We start from the raw sequence: 20,846 nt of genomic DNA on the forward strand, positions 1-20,846 counted from the left end.
AAACTGGCTTGCAAAGATATTGCTTGCTACGCCACGATCCCGTTGTGAGAGCATAGGGAAAACTGGCGTGGTTCATAGTTTAGGTTTAAAGTATTCTCCAAAACAAGACTAGGGTTTTTACCAAAGGGTTTTTACTAGGCCTGTCAATACCCGGCCTGATAACACTGAAATCTACCGCCATGGTTACCCTCTACCGCCACTATGACCGCGCAGGCTTGGACGTCCAGTACAACGCTCGCGCGACAGTACCCGACATCGGTCCGATACTCAAGAAATACGCCGAAGACAGCGCCACGGCGCGCGAGTCGCTCGCATGCAGCCTGGACGTGCCGTTCGGCGACCACGCCGACGAAGTGCTGGACATCTTCCGTCCGGCGCCGCAGGCCTCCAACGGCGCGGGCGCGCCGGTATTCGTCTTCATCCACGGCGGCTACTGGCGCCTCTTGTCCAAGAACGAATCCAGCGGCATGGCGCCGGCCTTCACGCAAGCCGGCGCGGTGGTCGTGTCGGTGAACTATTCGCTGGCGCCTGCCGTGACGCTGGACCGCATCGTCGACCAGAACCGGCGCGCGCTGGCGTGGATCCACCGCCACATCGCCGACTACGGCGGCGACCCCCGGCGCATCCACGTCTGCGGCAGTTCCGCGGGCGGGCATCTGGTGGGCGCGCTGCTGGCCGGCGGCTGGCATGCCAGCTATGAGGTGCCCCACGACGTGATCCGCGGGGCGGCGCCTCTGTCCGGCCTGTTCGACCTGCGTCCGCTGGTGCACACCCACGTCAACGAATGGATGCACATGAGCGAGGCCGACGCCATCCGCAACAGCCCCGCCCTGCATCTGCCGCCCACCGGCTGCCCGCTGGTGGTCAGCTACGGCGAATCCGAAACCGACGAGTTCAAGCGCCAAAGCGACGACTATCTGGCCGCCTGGCAGGAACGCGGCTTTCCCGGGCACTACGTGCCGATGCCCGGCACCAACCATTACGACATCGTGCTGACGCTCAACGATCCCTCCAGCCCGCTGACCCGCGCCATCTTCGAGCAGATGGGTCTGGCGCCCGCTTCCTCACGCATTCCCGGTATCCTCCCTAGCCATGACTGACGCTCCCGACCTGGAATCCCGCGCCGCGCCCGACGACCACCACGCGTTGCGCCTGTGGCTGCGTATGCTGACCTGCGCCAATCTCATCGAAGGCGAGATCCGCAGCCGCCTGCGCAACGACTTCGACACGACGCTGCCCCGCTTCGACCTGATGGCGCAATTGCAGCGCGCCCCCAAGGGCATGAAGATGGGTGACCTGTCGCGCCACATGATGGTCACCAACGGCAATATCACCGGCATCACCGACCAGTTGGAAAAGGAAGGACTGGTCGTGCGCACCAAGGTGGAATCCGACCGCCGCAGTTCGCTGATCAAACTGACGCCGCAGGGCAAGAAGACGTTCGCCCGCATGGCGCGCGCCCACGAGTCCTGGGTCAAGTCCATGTTCGGCGACCTGCCCGAATCCACCCGCAACGCGCTGTTCCAGGCCCTGGGCGAGCTCAAGCTGCAGGTGGTGGCCACCCGTTCCGAATCCGCCAAGAGCTAGACGCTGCGCCGAGGGCGCTGAAATCCGCGCCCGGTTTGGCGCATAATTGCCGCCATGATTCCGGTTTCTCTTCCTGGCGGTAATTTCTATGTGCTGATGGCGGCCTCGCTGGCCTGCCTCGCCACGTTGCTGACCTGGCTGGCCGTCCTGGCCACCACGCGCAACGCCCGGCTCTGGCTGGGCGAGCACCGGCGCACCGGCACCGCGCTGATGGCCTTCCTGGCGCTGATCGGTGCCATCTTCCCCTATCAGCAGTTCAGCCTGTGGTTCGCCGCCCAGCGCGACGCCCAGGCAGACGCCGGCCGCAAGACGACGCTGGCCCACGCCGCCCGCCTGGCCGGCGTGGACATGCCGGCAGGCACCGTGCTCAGCCTGACCCGGCCGGGCGAACTGGCCTCGTTCGACCGCGCCGTGTTTCCCCAGACCCAGCCCGCCCCCATCCTGGGCGTCGCCGCCACCCAACTGTTCCGCTACCCCGCCACGCCCAAGCAGCCCGAGACCCTGTCGGCAGAGATTGCCCGCGACCAGGCGCAGGAAGGCTGGCTGTGCGCGCACGGCCACCGGATCGAATTCGTGATGCAGGGCGGCCAGCCCCGATTCGCCAGTTGCCACCTTGCCATCGGCAACACGCTGGACCAGCAGCCCGTGCCCCCGGGGGCCTGGCTGAAGGTCGACGAGGCGGCGCGCGGCACGGCGCCGGATGCGGCCGGCGCCACGGCGCGCTGGCTGCTGCGCACCGAAGGCAGCGAAGCCCTGACCCTGCGCCAGATGCCGTTGCTGAAGGTGGACATGCACCTGGACGGCCAACGCCGCATCCTGGATTTCGAAGGCCTGCTGGCGCGCGAGACCGTGCTGGGCGCCATGACCTACCCGCCCGGCACCCGCGTGCTGGCCGCGAACCCGCGCCTGCCCGGCGCCCAGCCGGGCGACCTGCTGTTTTCGCCGTCGCGCGGCCGTTCGGCGCGGCGCACCGGCGGCGAAGACGTCGCGGCCGGCCAGTCAGTGCTGCAAGCCCCGGACGGCACCGTGCGCAGCGTGCTCAGCAACCGCGACGCCGGGGTGCTGGACGTGGCCGCCATGCGGATGGCCCCCTGACCGGCGCCTGACAAACCCCTGCCGCAAACCGGTGGGATAATACGAAACTTTCCCCCGCGCGCCGCCTTGCCTGGCGGCGATTCCGTCCTGCCCATTCAAGAGACGAAGTCATGGCCGTTAATTTGCAGATCCCCTCCGAGTCCGAAATTTTTCCTGTTGCCGGCATTGAAATCGGCGTCACCGAGGCCGGCATCCGCAAAGCCAACCGGCGCGACCTGACCGTCTTCCGCCTGGCTGAAGGCACGAGCGTGGCAGGCGTGTTCACGCGCAACCGCTTCTGCGCCGCGCCCGTGCAGGTCTGCCAGGCCCACCTGGCCGCCGGCGGCCCGATCAGCGCACTGGTCATCAACACCGGCAACGCCAACGCCGGCACCGGCGAAGAAGGCCTGAAGAAAGCCAACGACACCTGCGCCGCGCTGGGCAAGCTGCTGGGCGTGCCGGCCACCGAGATCCTGCCGTTCTCCACCGGCGTCATCCTCGAGCCGCTGCCGCTGGACCGCCTGGTCGCCGGCCTGCCGGGCGCCATCGCCGACCTGGCGGCCGACCACTGGTCCAGCGCCGCCCACGGCATCATGACGACCGACACGCTGCCGAAGATCTCGTCGGCCAAGGTGCAGATCGACGGCAAGACCGTGACCTTCACCGGCATCAGCAAGGGCGCGGGCATGATCCGCCCCAACATGGCCACGATGCTCAGCTTCCTGGCGACCGACGCCGGCATCGCCCAGCCGCTGCTGCGCCGCCTGGCCGTGGAAATCGCCGACGCCTCGTTCAACCGCATCACGGTCGACGGCGACACGTCCACCAACGATTCCTTCATCATCGCCGCCACTGGCAAGTCGGGCGTGAACGTCAATAGCGAGTCCGACGCCGCGTACGCCGCCGTGCGCCAGGCCCTGACCGCCGCCGCGCTGGAGCTGGCTACGAAGATCGTGCGCGACGCCGAAGGCGCCACCAAGTTCATGACCATCCGCGTCGAAGAGGCCGGCACCACCGAGGAAGCGCTGAAGGTCGCCTACGCGGTCGCGCATTCGCCGCTGGTCAAGACCGCCTTCTTCGCGTCGGACCCCAACCTGGGTCGCATCCTGGCCGCGATCGGCTACGCCGGCATCGACGACCTGGACGTGTCCAACATCCGCCTGTGGCTGGACGACGTGCTGGTGGCCAAGAACGGCGGCCGCAACCCGGACTACCAGGAAGCCGACGGCCAGCGCGTGATGAAGCAGGCCGAGATCTCGGTGCGCATCGCGCTGGGCCGCGGCGACGTCAGCGACACGGTCTACACCTGCGACTTCTCGCACGAGTACGTGACCATCAACGCCGACTACCGTTCCTGATCCATCATGAGCGCAAGCGAATTCACCACCCTCATCCAGCGCGCCGAGCGCGTGTTGGCGCAGCTTGAAGCCTTCCTGCCTCCGGCCACGCCGGAAATCGACTGGAGCGCGCACGCCTTCCGCTGGCGCAAGCGCGGCTCGCGCGGCTGGCTGGATGCGGTACGCCACGTTGCCCGCATCGACATGGAGGACCTTCAGCACATCGAGCGCCAGAAGGCCACCATCGACCGCAACACCGTCCAGTTCCTCGCGCACAAGCCGGCCAACAACGTGCTGATGACCGGCGCCCGCGGCACCGGCAAGAGCTCGCTGGTCAAAGCCATGCTGGCCGCCTACGGCGACCGCGGGCTGCGCCTGATCGAAGTGGACAAGTCCGACCTGGGCGACCTGGCCGACATCGTCGAACTCGTCGCCTCGCGCCCCGAACGCTTCATCGTGTTCTGCGACGACCTGTCGTTCGAGGAAGGCGAACCCGGCTACAAGGCGCTGAAGTCCGTGCTGGACGGCTCGGTGTCTGCCTCGGGCGACAACGTGCTGATCTACGCCACGTCCAACCGGCGCCACCTGATGCCGGAATACATGAGCGAGAACCTGCAGGCCAAGCACCAGCCCGATGGCGAAATCCATCCGGGCGAAACGGTCGAAGAAAAGATCTCGCTGTCCGAGCGCTTCGGCCTGTGGCTGTCGTTCTACCCCTTCAAGCAGGACGACTATCTGGACATCGTCTACCACTGGCTGCGCGAGCTGGGCTGCCCGGAGGCGCACATCGAGCCTTCGCGCACCGAAGCGCTGCAATGGACGATCGAACGCGGTTCGCGTTCGGGCCGCGTGGCCTACCAGTTTGCGCGCGATTGGGCGGCCCGCCATGTCTGAGAAGATCGTCGACGTCGCCGCCGGCCTGATCCTGCGCGCCGACGGCATGCTGCTGCTGGGCCAGCGGCCCGAAGGCAAGCCATGGTCGGGCTGGTGGGAACTGCCGGGCGGCAAGCTCGAGCCGGGTGAAACCGTGCTGCAAGCGCTGGCCCGTGAATTGCAGGAAGAAATCGGCATCCGCGTCACGCAGTCGCGCCAGTGGGTCACCTACGTGCACGTCTACCCGCACACGACGGTCCGCCTGGCCTTCTGCCATGTCACCGGCTGGGAAGGCGAACCGCAAAGCCTGGAGAACCAGCGCCTGGAATGGGTGGATCCGGCCAACGCGGCTTCGGTGGGCGATCTGCTGCCCGCCACCCTGCCCCCGCTGCGCTGGCTGCAGCTGCCCACCACCTATGGCATCAGTTCGATCGGTTCGCGCGCAGGCGTGGCCGCCTTCCTGGGCCGCCTGGAAGCCGCGCTGGCGCGCGGCGTGAAGCTCGTGCAGTTTCGGGAACCGCAGTGGCCGGATGGCGCGGGCGCAAGCTCGCTGCATGAGGTGCTGCAACAGGTGGTCAAGCGCTGCCGCGCGGCCGGCGCCCGCGTGCTGGTCAACAGCGCGCACCCTGCCGCCTGGTGGAAGGAAGCTGACGGCGTACATCTGCGCACGGCGGACGCGGCGCGCCTGACCGCCCGCCCCGAATTGCCCAAGAACGCGCTGGTCGGCGTGTCGGCGCACGACAATGCCCAGGTCGTCCATGCCCGCGACCTTGGCGCTGACTTCGCGGTGCTGGGTCCCGTACTTGACACGCCCAGCCATCCCGGCGCGCCGACGCTGGGCTGGGAAGGCTTCGTGCAAGGCAATCGCGATGCCGGCATCCCGGTCTTCGCGCTGGGCGGGCAATCCACCCAGACCGTATCGCAGGCGCTGCGCCATGGCGCGCACGGCATTGCCGGGATACGCGGCGTCCTCTGACGCCGGCCCCGCCGGGGTGCGCCCCGGCGGGCTCCTGTCGACGCGTCAGTCGACGCCTCAATCGATCTTGTAGTCCATCCACGAGGCGACCATCTCGCGCAGGCCGCCCTCTTCCTCGAACGCCTCGCGCGAGCCTTCCGCCTTGTTGCGTCCCAGTTCCAGGATGTACATGTAGTCGGACACCTCGGCGCAGCGCCGCACGTTCTGGTCCACCAGCACCACCGTCATGCCCTCGTCCGCGAAGCCCCGGATCAGCGCGTAGATTTCCTTGGAGATCTTGGGCGCCAGCATCGCCGTGGGCTCGTCCAGCAGGATCACCGACGGCTCGATCAGCAGGGCGCGTCCGAATTCCACGAACCGCTGCTGTCCGCCGCTCATGCTGGAGACGGGGTCGTTGCGCTTTTGCGCCAGGATGGGGAAACGGTCATAGACCGAGTCGATCCGCTGGCGCACCCGTGCCTTGTCGCCGCGGAACGGCCAGCAGCCCAGCAGCAGGTTGTCGTGCACGGACAGGTCGCCGAACAGGCTGCGGTGCTGCGGCACGAACGCCACGCCGTGGCTGGCGCGCTCATGCGAGGGCTGCGCGCTGATGTCCTTGCCCCGCAGCGTGATGCGCCCGGTGCGCGGCGGCAGAAAGCCGAACAGGGTCTTGAGCACCGTGGACTTGCCGGCGCCGTTGGGGCCGATCACACCGGTGACCTTGCCTGCGCGCGCCTGGACGTTGATGCGGTTCAGGATCGTGATGTCGCCGTGATAGGCCACGGTCACGTCTTCCAGCGCAAGGATGGCGGTGCTCATGTCAGGCTCCCAGATAGGCTTCGACCACCCGCGGGTCGGCGCGCACGTGATCGGCGTTGCCCTGGCTCAGGATGGCGCCTTCGTTCATGACGATGATGTGGTGGGACAGCTGGTAGATGGAGGTCAGGTCGTGCGAGACCAGCACCACCGAACAATCGTGCTCGGTGGGCAGTTCGCGGATCACCGAGATCAGCAGCTGCGCCAGCGCGGGATTCACCCCGGCGAACGGTTCGTCCAGCAGCACGACTTTCGGCCGCGCGACCATGATGCGCGCCAGTTCCACGAGCTTTTGCTGTCCGCCCGACAATTCTTCGGCGTAGTTGTGCCGCAGTCGGTGCAGCTCGACCTTATGCAGCCAGTATTCGGATTGCGCGTAGCGCTCGTCGGCGCTGCGGCCCGCTTGCTGCTGCGCCACGTCCAGGTTGTCCAGCAGGCTGAGCTGGCGGAAGATGCGCGGCACCTGGAAGGTGCGGCCCACGCCCAACCGGGCCACTTCATGGACCTGCCGCCCGCCGATCTCGCGGCCGTCCAGTTCGATGCGGCCTTCGTCCGGCGTGTAGATGCCGTTGATGCAGTTGAGCATCGTGGTCTTGCCTGAGCCGTTCATGCCGATGATGCCCAGGATGGATCCCTTGGGCACCTCCAGATCCACGCCCTGCAACGCCACCAGGCCGCCAAAGCGCTTCTTGAGATTCGTGACTTTCAACATGCGTCCGTCTCCCGGGGCTGTTAACGCAGCGCCTGGCGGCCGAACAAGCCGCTGGGCCGGATGAAGATCGTGGCGACCATCAGCGCAAAACCGCAGATGGTGGCGATGGAGGGGCTGAAGAACACCACGGACACCTGTTCGGTGATGCCGAACAGCAGCGCCCCGACCAGCGCCCCCACCGGATGGCCCAAGCCGCCCAGCACGATGACGATGAAGCCGATCAGCGTGTAGTCGTTGCCCATGAACGGCGAGAACGCCGGGAACACCATGGCCACCAGCACGCCGCTGGCGGCAGCCAGGCCCACGCCCAGCCCGAACGCCACGGCCGACAGCCGCTCGGCATTGATACCCACGATGCGGACCGCGTCGCGGTTCATGATGATGGCGCGCAGCGCCTTGCCCAGCTGCGTGCGGTACAGGAACACCGTCAGCGCGGCGATGATCGCCAGCGCGATGGCAAGCGCCAGCAGCCGCACGGTCGGGATCAGGACCGGGCCGAACTTCAGGAAGACGGGTTCGATCTCGTAGGGCAGCGAGCGCGCGTCGGCATCGAACGCCAGCAGCATGAGCGCACCCAGCATGATGGACACGCCGAACATCAGCAGCAACGAACTGATCTCGGGATCGTCCGCCTTGGACAGCCGCGGGATCAGGACGAAGTACAGCAGGTAGCCGGCCAGGAAGAACGCCACGAACGCCAGCGGCAGCGCCACCAGCGGGTTGATGCCCGCGTATTCCATCAGGTAGAAGGCGAAATACGCGCCCAGCACCAGGAATTCGCCGTGCGCGAAATTCACCACCCGCAGCACGCCGAAGACGACGTTCAGGCCCACGCCGATCAGGCCGTAGATGGCGCCGAGGATCAGGCCGTTGATCAGGCCTTGGATAAGCAGTCCGGTCATGGCGGGTCCTCAGGCGATGTAGCGGCGCAGTTGCGGCTTGCGTTTGATCAGGCTGCCGATGATGCCGCGGGGCAGGAACAACATCAGCAGGACGATGATGAGGCCCAGCAGCAGCAAGTTCACCACCGGGAATTTCTGCCAGATCATGTGGTCGATGCCCACCAGCGCCAGCGTTCCGACCACGGGGCCGAGGATGGTGCCGAAGCCCCCCGCCATCGCGTAGATGATGCTCTTGGCGGTGATCAGCACGTTGAAGGCGTATTCCGGGTCGACGACGTTCGTGTACCAGGCCTCGATGCCGCCGGCCAGCGCAGGAAACAAGGCGGCCAGCAGCCAGGCCTTCAGGCGGGTGTTGGGGACGTGGATGCCCACGCAGGCGGCCGCGCCGTCATCGTCACGGATGGCCTTGAGCGCGCGGCCCAGCCGCGATACCGACAGCCAGGTGACGGTTGCCAGCGTGGCGCCCATGACGATCAGCATGGCGTAGTAGCTGTGCGTGGGATTGTTGGCGCGCGACAGGATGATGCCCATGCTGCCGCCGGTGAACGACTGGGGCAGGTCGGAAATGACCAGCTTGACGATGGTGGCCAGCGCCAGGCTCACGATGCCGAAATACACGCCGCGCAGGCGCAGCGTGGGCGCCAGCAGCAGCGCGATCGCCAGACCCACGCCGCCGGCGGCCAATAGCGACGGCAGGATGGGCCAGCCCATGATCTTGTAGCAGATGCCGGTAGCGTAGGAGCCCACGCCATAGAACACCACATAGCCGAACGGCAGATAGCCCGTGAAGCCCACGCAGATGTTCATGGCGCTGGCCATGGTGATCCACAGCATCAGGTAGAACGCGAACGAGATGTTCGAGGTCGCCATCGGGATCACGGCCAGGCCGGCGGCCAGCGCGGCGAAGAGGGTCACTGCGATGCGGGTGCGCAACTGCACGGCGCGCAGATCCTGCGCGCGATGCGAAGCCGCGCCCGCCGCCAGGGCGGGACTGCTGCTCATGATGTCTTCCTCCGGGCCGTCTCGGGTTGGATGGCCGCTCTATTTGGAGGCGATTATGAACAGTTCAAACCATAACTGCAAGTTAAGGACTAACCCTTATCGGGGTCCGGAAACGCCTCGACCAGCACCCCGCGCAGCTCGTCGATGAAGCGCAAGGCGATCTGCGACGGCTCCCGGTTGCTGGCGTAGACGGCCGAGATATTCAGGGGAATGCGCTCTTGCAGCGGCACGATCACCACGTCCGGCATGGTGTTCTGCATGACCGTGAATTCATCCACGATGGCGATCCCCACCCCAGCATTGACGAGCGCGCACGCAAGCTGGCTCCAGGGCACGTCGGCACACATGCGGCACGGCAGCCCGGCCTGCTCGAACGCGCCCAGCACGAGCATGCCGAAGGGCATGCGGGTGCCCACCACGATATGCGGATGCGGGGAAAGATCCGCCAGACTGACGGACGCCTGCCCCGCCAGCGGATGCCCCTTGGGGATGGCCGCCACCATGCGCCCCACATGCAGCGGCTGCGAGGTCAGGAAGGGATGGTCCGCCTGCATGACCACCAGCCCCAGCTCGGCCTCGCCCTGCAGCACGTCGGAAATCAGGCTGGGCAGGACCGAGGTATTCAGCCGCAGCAGCAGCTCCGGATGGCGCTGCTGGAAACGGGCCACCGCGCGCGGCACCAGGAATTGCGCAAGACTGGGAATGGAAGCCAGGCGCAGCACGCCCGTGCCATGCTCGGAAAGCGCATCGGCCAGATCATTGACCCGCTGCATCATGCGCTGCGTCTTTTCGATTTCCTCAAACAGGCTGTGCACTTGCGAGGTAGGGCGCAGCCGCCCGCGCACCCGCTCGAACAGCGTCACGCCCATGCTCTTCTCGGTCTGGGCCAGCATCCGGCTGACGGCCGGCTGCGAAATGTTCAGCAAGCGGGCCGCGCCGCTGATCGACCCGGCCATGACGATGGCCCACAGCATTTCCGTCTGCCGGTAATTCAATTTATTCAAGGCGTGCGCTCCATGCCTATTTGTTATACGCTTTGTCGCGTATTGGGCAATTATTGCCCAATACCGGGTTCTGGGTCCCTGCTTCGCGGCGGGGCGAGGCCCCCAAATCTATAACGATTGGAGACATCCCATGTTCGCTAAATCCTGGTTGTTCCGCTTACCGGCGCTGGCCATGGCCATCGCCGCCTTGACGCCCGCTACCGGCACCGCCCAAACCTCGGACAAGATCCGGGTGGGCATGACGGTCTCGTCCACGGGCAGCTTCGCCCTGGCCTCGCAATCCGGCGTCCGGGGCGTGGAACTGTGGGTGGAAGACGTCAATCGCCGTGGCGGTATCGAGGTGAAGGGCAAGAAATACCCTGTCGAGCTGGTCAAGCTGGATGACCGCAGCGACAAGCAGATGGTCACGCGTGTCTACGAACGCCTGATTGTCGATGAAAAAGTGGATCTGGTGTTTGCGCCTTTTGGCTCCACGCTGACGGCCGCGGCCGCCACCGTCACCGAGCGGCTGGGCAAATACATGATGGTCTGGTCCGCCGCCAGCGATGACCTGTACAAGCAGGGATTCAAGAACATGGTGTCGGGCACCCAGATGCCGGTGTCCGCGATGCTGCGCGCCAACATGGAGCTGGCGGCCAACCAGGGCGTGAAAAAGGTGGCGTTGCTGTACTCCGACGAACCGTTCCCGGCCGGCCTGGCTGAAGGCGGACGCGAACAGGCAACGAAGAACGGCATGCAGGTCGTGATGTTCGAGAAGTACCCCAAGGGCCAGAAGGACTTCAGCACCATCTTGCAGAAGGCGCGCGCGGCAGGCGCCGAAGCGCTGGTGCCGACGTCCTATGAGGGCGACCTGATCAGCATGACGCGCCAGATGAAGCAGCTGGACATCAACTTCCCGTACGTGTTCATGGTGTATGCGTCGACCCCGCAATTCCAGGCCATCGGCGCGGACGCGAACTACATTTACAGCCATACCAACTACCACCCCGCGATCAACTGGAACGTCAACGCCGGCATGAGCCGCGAACAGTTCGCGGCCGCCTACGACCAGCGCTTTCCCAAGGCCGAGTTCCCGCCCGATTTCCAGACGGCGCTGGCCTACGGCGCGGGCGCGGTCACGGAAGAGGTCGTGAAGAAGGCCGGCTCCACGGACGCCGCGGCGCTCAAGCAGGCGTCGATGGACCTGTCCGGCAAGATCACGGTCATGGCCGGCCCCTACGCCATCGACGACACGGGCAAGCAGCTGCTGATGCCCTTCCCGGTGGTGCAGTTGCTGCCGGGCAAGGGCATGGTGCCCGTGTGGCCGGCAGACGTGGCGACGGCGAAACCCGTTTACCCCGCCCCTGACTGGACCAAACGCTAGTCGCGCTTTGCGCAGCCGGCCGTGCGCGCCCCGCACGGCCGGCACCCCAACCTGAGGAAAACATGTCTGAAATTGCATTTGCCACGCTCGGCGAGCTGGCCGACGGCCTGGCCAAAGGCCGCTACAGCTCGGTGGAATTGACGCAGCACTTCCTGGACCGCATCGCCCAGGCCAATCCGGCGCTGGGCGCGTATGTCAGCGTGGACAGCGCCGGCGCCTTGCGCCTGGCCGAAGCCGCCGATGCGCGCCGCCGCGCCGGCTATGGCCTGCTCAGCCCGCTGGACGGGGTGCCGGTGGCCGCCAAGGACCTGTGCGACATCCAGGGCCAGGTCACCACCGCAGGCTCCGAGGCCTGGCGCGAGCGCCGCAGCAGCGTCACGGCCACCGCGGTGACGCGCCTGCTGGACGCCGGCATGGTGATGCTGGGCAAGACCCACATGGTCGAATTCGCGTTCGGCGGCTGGGGCACGAACCCCGTCATGGGGACGCCGCGCAACCCCTGGGACTTGCAGGCCCCGCGCATTCCCGGCGGCTCGTCCAGCGGATCGGGCGTGGCGGTGGCGGCCGGCCTGGCGCCTGCCGCGCTGGGGTCGGACACGGGCGGCTCGGTGCGGATTCCCGCCGCGTTGAACGGCATCACGGGCTTGAAGACCACGCGCGGGCTGATCAGCCTTCATGGCGCGGTAGCGCTGTCGACCACGCTGGACTCCATCGGCCCGCTTACGCGCGACACCCGCGATGCAATGCTGCTGACCGCGCTGATGGCCGGGCCCGATGCCCAGGATCCGTTGACGCAAGGCCTGCCCGCCTTCCAGTTCCGCGAGCCCGCCACCGGCGCGCAACCGTTGCGCGGCATCCGCATCGCGCTGATGCCGCCGTCGCAGCATCCCATCGCCGCCGATGCCGACGCCCTGTCTGCCCTGGATGACGCGCGCCGTGTGCTCGTCGACCTCGGTGCCGAGGTAGCCGAAACGCCCTTCCCCTTCGACTTCCGCGAGATGATGCTGCGCAACGGCCAGATCATCGCCGCCGAGGCCTACGCCATGCACCGCGAATACATCGAAGACGCGACGCAGCCCATCGGCCAATATGTGCGCGCCCGCGTGCTGTCCGGCAAGGGCGTGTCCGCCGCCGACTACATCGCCGCGTTGCAGGCGCACGCACAGGCACGCCAGGCATGGCTGGCATGGATGCGCGACATCGATGCCGTGCTGACGCCCTGCGCGCCGTTTGGCGCCCGCCTGCTGGCCGACGTAGACGAGGCCGCCACGCCGCTGGCCGCCTTCACCCGCGCGGGCAACTACGTCAACGCATCCGGACTGGCGCTGCCGGCCGGCTTCACCGCCGGCGGCCTGCCGCTGGGCGTGCAACTGCTGGGCAAGCCGAACGCCGAAGGCACGCTCGGCAAGATCGGCATGGCCTTCCAGGCCGTGACCGACTGGCATCGCCGCCACCCCGACCTGAAGGCCATCGGGCTGTAAGTCGACTGGCTGGCTGACGACACGCCGGCGGCGCACGCCGTCGGCGCACGCACTCCCGCCCTCCTAGGGAAACTCCCCCCTTGCTGCCGATCCCCCCGAAGCAATATCTTGAACGCGGAATGTGACCACATGGTCACAACAGCGGCCGCACCCACACCGGCCACACCGCTTCGCTGCACCCTCTCTTTGTTGTCTTCTCAACCGCAAGGAAGTCCAGCATGCCCCAGCGTTCACCCTTTGAAGGCCAGGCGGATCCCGCCCGCCGCGACTTCCTGTTGCGCAGCGCCGCAGGCCTGGCCGGCGCCGCCGGTCTGGCGGCAGGCGCCTGGCCCCTGCAGGCCCTGGCCCAGGCGCCCTCGCCGCTGACCTTCGCCTTCTGGCCGTGGGGCAGTGAAATCGTGCAGCAAGGCGCGGCGCGCTTCACGCAGGAAAGCGGCGTGCCGGTGAACCTGTCGCCCATTCCCGGCGACTACGCCGCAGTGCTGGAAACCCAGTTGGCCGCCAAGGCGCCGCTGGACATGTTCTACGCGCAACGCGGCCAGGCGTCGCGCTGGTACGCGGCAGGCTGGATCCGGGCAATCGACGACATGCCCGGCCTGGCCGACATCCAGAAGCAGATGTTCCCCGGCATCGTGGATGATGCCCGCGCCACGGACGGCCGCTACCTGGGCCTGACGTATTACAACGGCGGCCCGTTCGCGCTGTTCCGCAACGAGAAGATGCTGGGCGAAGCCGGATTCGGCGGCACCGCCAACGCGGCGGACTATCCGCAGGATTGGGCCACGGTCGAGAAGCAGGCCCGCGAGATCAAGAAAAAGGGCTTGTCCGAGCACCCCATGTTGATGCCCTGGTACAACGCCTGGACCGGCCTGCCCTGGGCCCTGATCGCGCAGTGCTTTGCCGAAGGCGAACGCTTCGTCGACGACGACCTGCGCGCCACTTTCGGCGGCGACACGCCGCTGGTGAAAGTCCTGACGGACTGGAAGCGCTGGTGGGACGACGAGCTGGTGCAGCGCGCCGTGCTGACTTGGTCTGGCACCGAGACGTCCAGTTCATGGATGAAGGGCCAGCACGCCTTCCACCTGAACATCGACTACTACAGCTTCAACTACAACGATCCGGCCAAGAGCCAGATCGCCGCGTACTCCAGCTATAACCCCGTCGTGCCGGGCGCCACCCACGATACGGTGCTGGTGGGCCATGCGCTGCTGTGCATGTCGACCCGCAAGCGCACGGACGCCGAGCAGGCCGCGCTGTGGGAACTGGTGAAGTACTTCGGCTACCGCGACAAGGCGGGCCAGCTGACCACGCACAAGAACTGGATCGCCAAGGCCAATCTGGAAGTGCCGTTCCCCGAGCTGTACCGCGACGCGGACAGCAAGGCGGCCATCATGAAGTGGATGTACCCGCCCCAGGCCGAACAGGTCTACCAGTGGCTCTTCCAAGGCCGCGAGAAAGCCGTCGCCGCCCACATCCTGAAAGCGCCCTGGTACCAGGAATGGGATACCGGCATGCACGAGATGATCGCCCAGGACATGCTCATCAAGGGGTCCAGGACGCCGGCGCAGGTCGCCACCGAACTGCGCGCCCGCTGGGATGCGCTCTACAAGAAGTACGCCAAGATCCTGAAGCGGAGCTGATATGGCCAGCGTATCCCTGCAAGGCATCCAGAAGGCCTATACCCACTTCCAGGCCGTGCGCTCGCTGGACCTGGACATCCGCGACGGCGAATTCGTGGTGCTGCTCGGGCCGTCCGGCTGCGGCAAGACCACCACGCTGAACATGATCGCCGGGCTGGACACGCCCACGGGCGGTGAGATCCGCATCGCCGACCGGCGCGTGGACCAGGTGCCGCCCCACCGGCGCAACGTGGCCATGGTCTTCCAGAGCATCGCGCTGTATCCGCACATGACCGTGCGCGAGAACATCGGATTTCCGCTGCGCATGCAGAAGATGCCGGCGGCCGAGGTGCGCGCGCGCGTGGACCGCGCCGCCAGCCTGCTGCGCGTGGAATCAATGCTGGACCGCAAGCCCTATCAGTTGTCGGGCGGACAGCGCCAGCGCGTGGCCATCGGCCGCGCCGTGGTGCGCAACCCCGACCTGTTCCTGTTCGACGAACCGCTGTCCAGCCTGGACGCAAAGCTGCGCACGGACATGCGGGTGGAGCTCAAGCGCCTGCACCGCACGCTGCAGGCCACCTTCATCTACGTCACGCACGATCAGGTCGAGGCGATGACACTCGCCGACCGCATCGCGGTGATGTCGGGCGGCAACCTGCTGCAGTTCGCCGACCCCGACACCATCTACCGCCGGCCCGCCAACATGGAAGTGGCCGACTTCATCGGCAACCCCGGCATGAACTTCCTGCGCGGCACGCTGCATGCGCACGATGGCGTCCCCGCGCTGCAGACCGCGGGCGGACGCCATGTATTGCCGGCCGCCCTGCACCCCGCCGCGCGCGCCTTGCCCGAAGGCAGCCAGGCCACGCTGGGCATCCGCCCCGAAGCCATGGCGCCTGCGCCGCTGGCAGGCGACGGCCTGCTGCTGCAAGGCAGCGTCTGGGCCGTCGAGCCGGTCGGGCCCGACCAGTTCGTGGACGTGGCGGTCGGCGCGGAAGACGGCCCGCGCCTGCGTGCGCGCCTGCCGCCCGAGCGCCGCTATGAAGTCGGCGCCCCCATCGCGCTAGCGCTGCCCGCGGCACGCCTGTACCTGTTCGACGCGCAGGGATTGCGCGTGCACGGCGGCGAGGAGCCGCGGTCATGAGCGCCGCCAGCCTGTCGCCCGCCCGACCCGCGCCGGCGCGCCAAGGTGGCCGCGAAATGTCCGACCTGGGTTTCGCGCTGACCGTGATCGTGGCGGTGTACGCGCTGAACACGCTGATCATCGGCGTGCCGCTGGGCTATTCGTTCTGGCTCAGCCTGCACGACACCAACGCCATCCTGCGCACGGAAGAGTTCGTCGGCGCCGACCTCTACGGCGAAGTGCTGTCCGACCCCGCCGTCATCGACGCGATCTGGCGCAGCCTGGGCTTTGTCGCCATGTGCGTGGCGGGATCATTCGCCGCGGCGCTGGGCATCGCGCTGGTGCTGAACGAAGAGATGCCGGTGCGCGGCCTGGTGCGCGGGCTGGCGCTCTTGCCCTGGGCGATGTCCCAGGTCGTGACCGCCACGGTGTTCTCGTTCCTGCTGAACCCCAGCTTCGGCGCCCTGACCGGGTTGCTGGCGCCGCTGGGCCTGGCCAACGCGGCCACGGTCTGGCTGGCCAGCGACTGGGCGCTGTTCTGGGTCGCGCTGGCGTTCGTCTGGCATATCGCGCCGCTGGGAAGCTTTTTCTACCTGGCCGCATTGCAGACGATTCCGCGCGACCTGTACCGGGCGGCACGCGTGGATGGCGCGGGCCCGCTGTCGCGCTTTCGGCACATCACGCTGCCGCATTTGAAGCACACGACGCTGATCGTGCTGGTTGTGATGACGGTGGAAGCGGTGCGGCAGTTCGACCTGCTGTTCTCGCTGACGCGCGGCGGGCCCGGCACGTCCACGCAGATCCTGCCGCTGCTGATCTTCCGCTACAACTTCGAATTCTCGAAGTACGGCCTGGCCTCGGCCGCCGCCTTCCTGCTGACGGTGCTGTCGCTGCTGTTGGCCACCGCCTACTTCATGCTGATCCGCAAGAAACGCCCCCAGGGAGACGCCCATGAGCAGTGATGCCGCGAAAGTCACCGGCGAAGGCTGGCGCCCCTGGCTGGTGGGCGCAGGCGTGGCGCTCGTCGCGTTCTGGTGCCTGTTCCCGTTGTACTGGACGCTGAAGGCGTCGTTCATGGACGAATCGGCCATCATCATGGGGGTTGCGCACAACGCGGGCGGGTTCACCTTCGACAACTACCTGCGAGTACTGGGCCTGTCCACGTCGGACTCGATCTTCGGCGGGCAGACCAAGGCCATCATGACGGGCTTCGTGAACAGCGCGCTGGTGGCGCTGCCGGCCGCCGCCGTCGGCACGGCCATCGCCACACTTGCGGGCTATGTGCTGGGGCGGTTCGAATTCCCCTTCAAGGGGCCGCTGCTGTACGTGCTGCTGGCCTCGCGCACCTTGCCGCCCATTGCGCTGCTGATCCCGTACTACGTGTTCTTCGCCGCCATCGGGCTGGCGGGCAGCCTGTTCGGCCTGTGGATCGTGTACCTGACCGCGGTGATCCCGCTGCTGTCGTGGGTGCTGATGGGCTACTTCGCATCGCTGCCCGTGGAAATCGAGCGCGCCGCGCGCATGGACGGCTGCACGCGCTGGCAGATGCTGCGCCACGTGACGCTGCCCATGGCGCTGCCGGGCATCGCCGCGGCCTTCATCATCGCGTTCCTGGTGGGCTGGAACGACCTGCTGTTCGCCATCGTGCTCACCGGCGGCACGTCCGCGCAGACCTTGTCGGCCTCGTTGCTGGGCCTGTCTCCGCTGATGCCGGGTTTCCGCGCCGACCTGGGACTTTTCGCCGCGGCCAGCATGCTTGCCGCCCTGCCCCCGCTGGCGCTGGCCATGCTGTTCCAGCGCTTCATCACCAACCTGAACATCGTCGATCCCGTGACGAGCAACACGGACTAGGACCGGTGAACGCCAAGAGGAGCCTCGCATGACGATCGGCGTCGCGGCATCCGGCCCGCAGGCGGGCGCGGCAGTGCAGGCGGCGGCGCTGGCCGCCGAGGCGATGGGCCACGGCGCCATCGGCGGCTTTGCCGTGTTCGCCGTCATGGACGACGCCGGCCGCGTACGGCACAGGTGGTGCCAGCGCGGCGGCGTCACCGCCTTGAACCTGCCGCCGGACTGGTTGCAGGCGCCCCGCGCGGCCTTGATCGAAAGCGGCCCGGACCGCCCCGAACCGCTGGTGCAGTTTCTGCCCGGCGCCGATGGCGTGGGGCTGGTGACCGGGCATCGGCTGCCCAACCGGCCGGGCGCCGACGGCATCGCGCTGAACCAGGCCGCGCTCGCCCTCATGGCCGCGGGCGCCCCGCCGGGCGACGCCGTCGGCCAGGTGCTGCAGGCGCATCCGGAAATCGACGCGGGCCTGATCGCACTGTCGGCCGCGGGCGAACTTGCCTGGGGCAATACGCGGCGCGTCGCCCGCCGCCCCGACCAGGGGCTTGCCCATCGCGACAACGGCCTGTGCCGCGTCGCCGTGCTGCATAACTCCATCCACCCCTGCCCGCCGCTGGCCGACGCGATGGCGGACCTGGCCTGGTATGCCTTGACCGGTGAATCCGCGTCCTATCGCGCCTTGACCCTCGGCGTCCCCGTCGCCATCACCGCCGCGGCCCGCGACCGCGTGCTGGTGGATGCGCAAGGGCGCATCCTGGCCATCGAACAGGCCGACCCGTCGCTACCCTCGGCGCCGCGCCGCGCCAATGCGGTCTACCTGGGCAGCGAAGTCTGGCAAGATGGCAGGCATATCGGCCACACCGTCAGCGAACTCACCGCCGACATGGCCGACGGCCGGGTGTACGGCGTGCCGGACCCCGCCCGCTCCCTCATCATCATGAAGGAATAGGCCTATGTCGCGACGCGAGAATACCGAAAGGCAGATCCTGCAAGCGCTGGAAGCCCAGATCCTGGAAACCGGAATGGGCGGCGTCGGCATCAACGCGATCGCCAAGCGCGCCGGCGTCAGCAAGGAACTCATCTACCGCTATTTCGACGGCATGCCCGGCCTGATGCTGGCCTGGATGCAGGAACAGGATTTCTGGACCCGCAACCCCGGGCTGCTGGCCGCGGACGAATCCAGCCAGCGCACGCCCGGCGAACTCGTGCTGTCCATGCTGCGCGCGCAGATCGACGCACTGGCCGGCAATGAGACGCTGCGCGAAGTGCGGCGCTGGGAACTCATTGAACGCAACGAGGTGTCCGCGCCTTTGGCCGAACGGCGCGAACGCGCCGCGCGCGGCTTCATCGACCGCATCGACGGCCTGGCGCCGGAAGCCGACATGCCGGCGATGGTCAGCGTGATGCTGGCCGGCGTGCTCTACCTGATGCTGCGCGCCAAGACCGAATCCCACTTCCTGGGCGTGCCCTTGCGCACGCCGGAAGGCTGGGACCGCATCGGCGGCGCGCTGGAACACCTGGTAGCCCATGGTTTTCCTGACGCCCTGAATACCGAATCCCTTGCCAACCTGGAGGCGCGCCGCGGCACGCAGGCCGCCGACCCAGAAACCTGAGCCCCAACCCATGCCCGCGCATCCCGACCAGCAGGACTACGACATCATCATCACCGGCGGCCAAGTCGCCGACGGCCTGGGCGGACCTGCCCGCCGCGCCGACATCGCGATCCGCGGCGAACGCATCGCTGCCATCGGCGATGGCGCGGCGTGGCGCGCGCCGCGCCGCATCGACGCGACGGGCAAGGTGGTGTCGCCGGGTTTCATCGACTGCCATACCCACGATGACCGCGCGCTGCTGGGCACGCCGCTGATGCGGCCCAAGGTCAGCCAGGGCATCACCACCGTCGTCACCGGCAATTGCGGCATCAGCCTGGCGCCCGTGCGCACGCCGGGCGACGTGGTGCCGCCGCCGCTGAACCTGCTGGCCAAGCACACGGGCGAGCTCTACGCCCGCATGCAGGATTACGCCGACGCGCTGCAAGCCGCACCCGCCGCCGTCAACAGCCTGGCGCTGGTGGGCCATTCCAGCCTGCGCGTATCCGCCATGGACCGGCTGGACCGCCCGGCCGACAAGAAAGAGATCGCGGCCATGCGGCAGGCGCTGGACCAGGCCATGGCCGCCGGCGCGGCGGGGCTGTCGACAGGCCTGTATTACCCGACCGCCATGCACGCCAGCACCGAGGAAGTGATTGGCGTGGCTGAACCGCTGGCCACCTGGCGCGGCCTGTACACGACGCATTTGCGCGACGAGGCCGATCACGTCTGCGACGCGATGGAAGAAGCCTTCCTGATCGGCCGGGCGGCAGACGTGCCGGCCATCCTGTCGCACCACAAGGTCACGGGCAAGCACAACCACGGCCGCACGGCCGAAACGCTGGCGCTGTACGACCGCATGCGCGCCGAGCAGCCGCTGGGCATGGACGTCTATCCCTATGCGGCGTCTTCCACCATCCTGGAGCCGCGCCGCGTGGCCGCCGGCGAGAAGATCATCGTTACGTGGTCGCAGACGCGTCCCGAGATCCAGGGCGTGGACCTGCGCGAACTGGCCGCGCGCGAAGGCCGCGATCCCACCCGCCTGGCCGAAGAACTGTCGCCCGGCGGCGCGATCTATTTCTCGATGGACGAAGCCGACGTGAAGCGCGTCATCAGCCACGGCAGCGTCATGATCGGGTCCGACGGGTTGCCGCACGACCAGCGCCCCCATCCCCGCCTTTGGGGCGCGTTCTCACGCGTGCTGGCGCGCTATGTGCGCGAGATGCGGGTGCTGGGCATGGAAGAGGCCGTCCGCCGCATGACGAGCCTGACGGCCGCGCAGTTCGGCCTGAAGGACCGCGGCGTGCTGCGCCCCGGCTGCTATGCGGACGTGGTGGTCTTTGACCCGTCCACGGTGGCCGACCTGGCCAGTTTCGCCGAGCCCACCCTGCCGTCCACGGGCATCCAGGCGGTGCTGGTCAACGGCCAGCTGGTCGAGGAAGACGGCGCTCCAACCGGCGCCCGCCCTGGCCGCTTGCTGCGCGGCGACGACCGCGCGGCCCCCGGCTTCGAAACACCCGCCTGGGCAGCCTGACACCTTATCGCCGCACGCCCGCCTGGCCGGGCG

Annotated in this window: 20 protein-coding genes; 15 read left to right on the top strand and 5 right to left on the bottom strand. The window is 67.6% G+C overall.

The annotated features are described in order from the left end of the window. Window positions 1-179: 179 nt before the first annotated feature. The 6 genes from AC27VE_RS20335 (at window position 180) to AC27VE_RS20360 (ending at window position 5,847) form a co-directional block, all read left to right on the top strand. Window positions 180-1,100 (top strand): alpha/beta hydrolase, encoded by a 921-nt coding sequence (locus AC27VE_RS20335; RefSeq protein WP_315140624.1) that lies wholly within the window; start codon window positions 180-182, stop codon window positions 1,098-1,100. Continuing rightward, window positions 1,093-1,587, top strand: a complete 495-nt coding sequence (locus AC27VE_RS20340) for a MarR family winged helix-turn-helix transcriptional regulator (RefSeq protein WP_006228035.1) — start codon at window positions 1,093-1,095, stop codon at window positions 1,585-1,587. Before AC27VE_RS20335 ends, AC27VE_RS20340 begins: the two co-directional genes overlap by 8 nt. Before the next feature lie 54 nt (window positions 1,588-1,641). Further along, on the top strand, window positions 1,642-2,682 hold the full coding sequence (locus AC27VE_RS20345) for a hypothetical protein (RefSeq protein WP_488704816.1): 1,041 nt from the start codon (window positions 1,642-1,644) through the stop codon (window positions 2,680-2,682). A gap of 110 nt (window positions 2,683-2,792) precedes the next feature. Further along, complete coding sequence (argJ, locus tag AC27VE_RS20350; RefSeq protein WP_088591403.1) at window positions 2,793-4,019, top strand: bifunctional glutamate N-acetyltransferase/amino-acid acetyltransferase ArgJ; 1,227 nt, start codon at window positions 2,793-2,795, stop codon at window positions 4,017-4,019. Window positions 4,020-4,025: 6 nt separating this feature from the next. Continuing rightward, a complete protein-coding gene (locus tag AC27VE_RS20355) occupies window positions 4,026-4,892 on the top strand; it encodes an ATP-binding protein (protein WP_488704817.1) in 867 nt (288 codons plus the stop codon). After that, entirely contained in the window at window positions 4,885-5,847 is a 963-nt protein-coding gene (locus AC27VE_RS20360; RefSeq protein ID WP_488704818.1) for a Nudix family hydrolase, read from the top strand. Before AC27VE_RS20355 ends, AC27VE_RS20360 begins: the two co-directional genes overlap by 8 nt. Window positions 5,848-5,904: 57 nt before the next feature. Here AC27VE_RS20360 and AC27VE_RS20365 read toward each other — a convergent pair whose 3' ends face one another. The 5 genes from AC27VE_RS20365 to AC27VE_RS20385 form a co-directional block, all read right to left on the bottom strand. Further along, window positions 5,905-6,645: a branched-chain amino acid ABC transporter ATP-binding protein gene (locus AC27VE_RS20365; RefSeq protein WP_006228030.1), complete on the bottom strand. Its 741-nt coding sequence runs from the start codon at window positions 6,643-6,645 to the stop codon at window positions 5,905-5,907. 1 nt (window position 6,646) lies between these two features. After that, window positions 6,647-7,354 carry an ABC transporter ATP-binding protein gene (locus AC27VE_RS20370; protein ID WP_006228029.1) on the bottom strand — a complete coding sequence of 236 codons (708 nt, stop codon included), beginning with the start codon at window positions 7,352-7,354 and terminating at the stop codon, window positions 6,647-6,649. 20 nt (window positions 7,355-7,374) lie between these two features. After that, on the bottom strand, window positions 7,375-8,256 hold the full coding sequence (locus tag AC27VE_RS20375) for a branched-chain amino acid ABC transporter permease (RefSeq protein ID WP_088591399.1): 882 nt from the start codon (window positions 8,254-8,256) through the stop codon (window positions 7,375-7,377). Between the two features lie 9 nt (window positions 8,257-8,265). Then, window positions 8,266-9,258, bottom strand: coding sequence for a branched-chain amino acid ABC transporter permease (locus tag AC27VE_RS20380; RefSeq protein WP_006228027.1), 993 nt, complete (start codon window positions 9,256-9,258; stop codon window positions 8,266-8,268). A gap of 89 nt (window positions 9,259-9,347) precedes the next feature. Further along, the gene (locus AC27VE_RS20385) at window positions 9,348-10,232 is read right to left on the bottom strand and encodes a LysR family transcriptional regulator (RefSeq protein WP_315140695.1); all 885 of its coding nucleotides are present in this window, start codon (window positions 10,230-10,232) and stop codon (window positions 9,348-9,350) included. 160 nt (window positions 10,233-10,392) lie between these two features. On the opposite strand from AC27VE_RS20385, the gene AC27VE_RS20390 reads away from it, so the two are divergent. From AC27VE_RS20390 to AC27VE_RS20430, 9 genes are all read left to right on the top strand, one after another. Further along, complete coding sequence (locus tag AC27VE_RS20390; RefSeq protein ID WP_006228025.1) at window positions 10,393-11,625, top strand: amino acid ABC transporter substrate-binding protein; 1,233 nt, start codon at window positions 10,393-10,395, stop codon at window positions 11,623-11,625. A 62-nt stretch (window positions 11,626-11,687) separates the two neighbouring features. Beyond that, a complete protein-coding gene (locus AC27VE_RS20395; RefSeq protein WP_488704819.1) occupies window positions 11,688-13,106 on the top strand; it encodes an amidase in 1,419 nt (472 codons plus the stop codon). 218 nt (window positions 13,107-13,324) lie between these two features. Continuing rightward, window positions 13,325-14,746: an ABC transporter substrate-binding protein gene (locus AC27VE_RS20400; RefSeq protein WP_427960237.1), complete on the top strand. Its 1,422-nt coding sequence runs from the start codon at window positions 13,325-13,327 to the stop codon at window positions 14,744-14,746. A 1-nt stretch (window position 14,747) separates the two neighbouring features. Next, entirely contained in the window at window positions 14,748-15,869 is a 1,122-nt protein-coding gene (locus AC27VE_RS20405; protein ID WP_427960240.1) for an ABC transporter ATP-binding protein, read from the top strand. After that, a complete protein-coding gene (locus tag AC27VE_RS20410; protein ID WP_488704820.1) occupies window positions 15,866-16,810 on the top strand; it encodes a carbohydrate ABC transporter permease in 945 nt (314 codons plus the stop codon). The genes AC27VE_RS20405 and AC27VE_RS20410 overlap by 4 nt, the downstream gene beginning before the upstream one ends. Then, the gene (locus AC27VE_RS20415) at window positions 16,800-17,699 is read left to right on the top strand and encodes a carbohydrate ABC transporter permease (RefSeq protein ID WP_488704821.1); all 900 of its coding nucleotides are present in this window, start codon (window positions 16,800-16,802) and stop codon (window positions 17,697-17,699) included. The genes AC27VE_RS20410 and AC27VE_RS20415 overlap by 11 nt, the downstream gene beginning before the upstream one ends. A gap of 28 nt (window positions 17,700-17,727) precedes the next feature. Further along, window positions 17,728-18,639, top strand: a complete 912-nt coding sequence (locus tag AC27VE_RS20420) for a DUF6963 family protein (RefSeq protein ID WP_488704822.1) — start codon at window positions 17,728-17,730, stop codon at window positions 18,637-18,639. Between the two features lie 4 nt (window positions 18,640-18,643). Next, the gene (locus AC27VE_RS20425; protein WP_006228018.1) at window positions 18,644-19,303 is read left to right on the top strand and encodes a TetR/AcrR family transcriptional regulator; all 660 of its coding nucleotides are present in this window, start codon (window positions 18,644-18,646) and stop codon (window positions 19,301-19,303) included. A gap of 10 nt (window positions 19,304-19,313) precedes the next feature. Beyond that, window positions 19,314-20,813 (top strand): N-acyl-D-amino-acid deacylase family protein, encoded by a 1,500-nt coding sequence (locus AC27VE_RS20430; RefSeq protein ID WP_488704823.1) that lies wholly within the window; start codon window positions 19,314-19,316, stop codon window positions 20,811-20,813. Window positions 20,814-20,846: the final 33 nt, after the last annotated feature.

It is taken from the genome of Achromobacter sp. 18P8.1.1 (genome assembly GCF_057799415.1).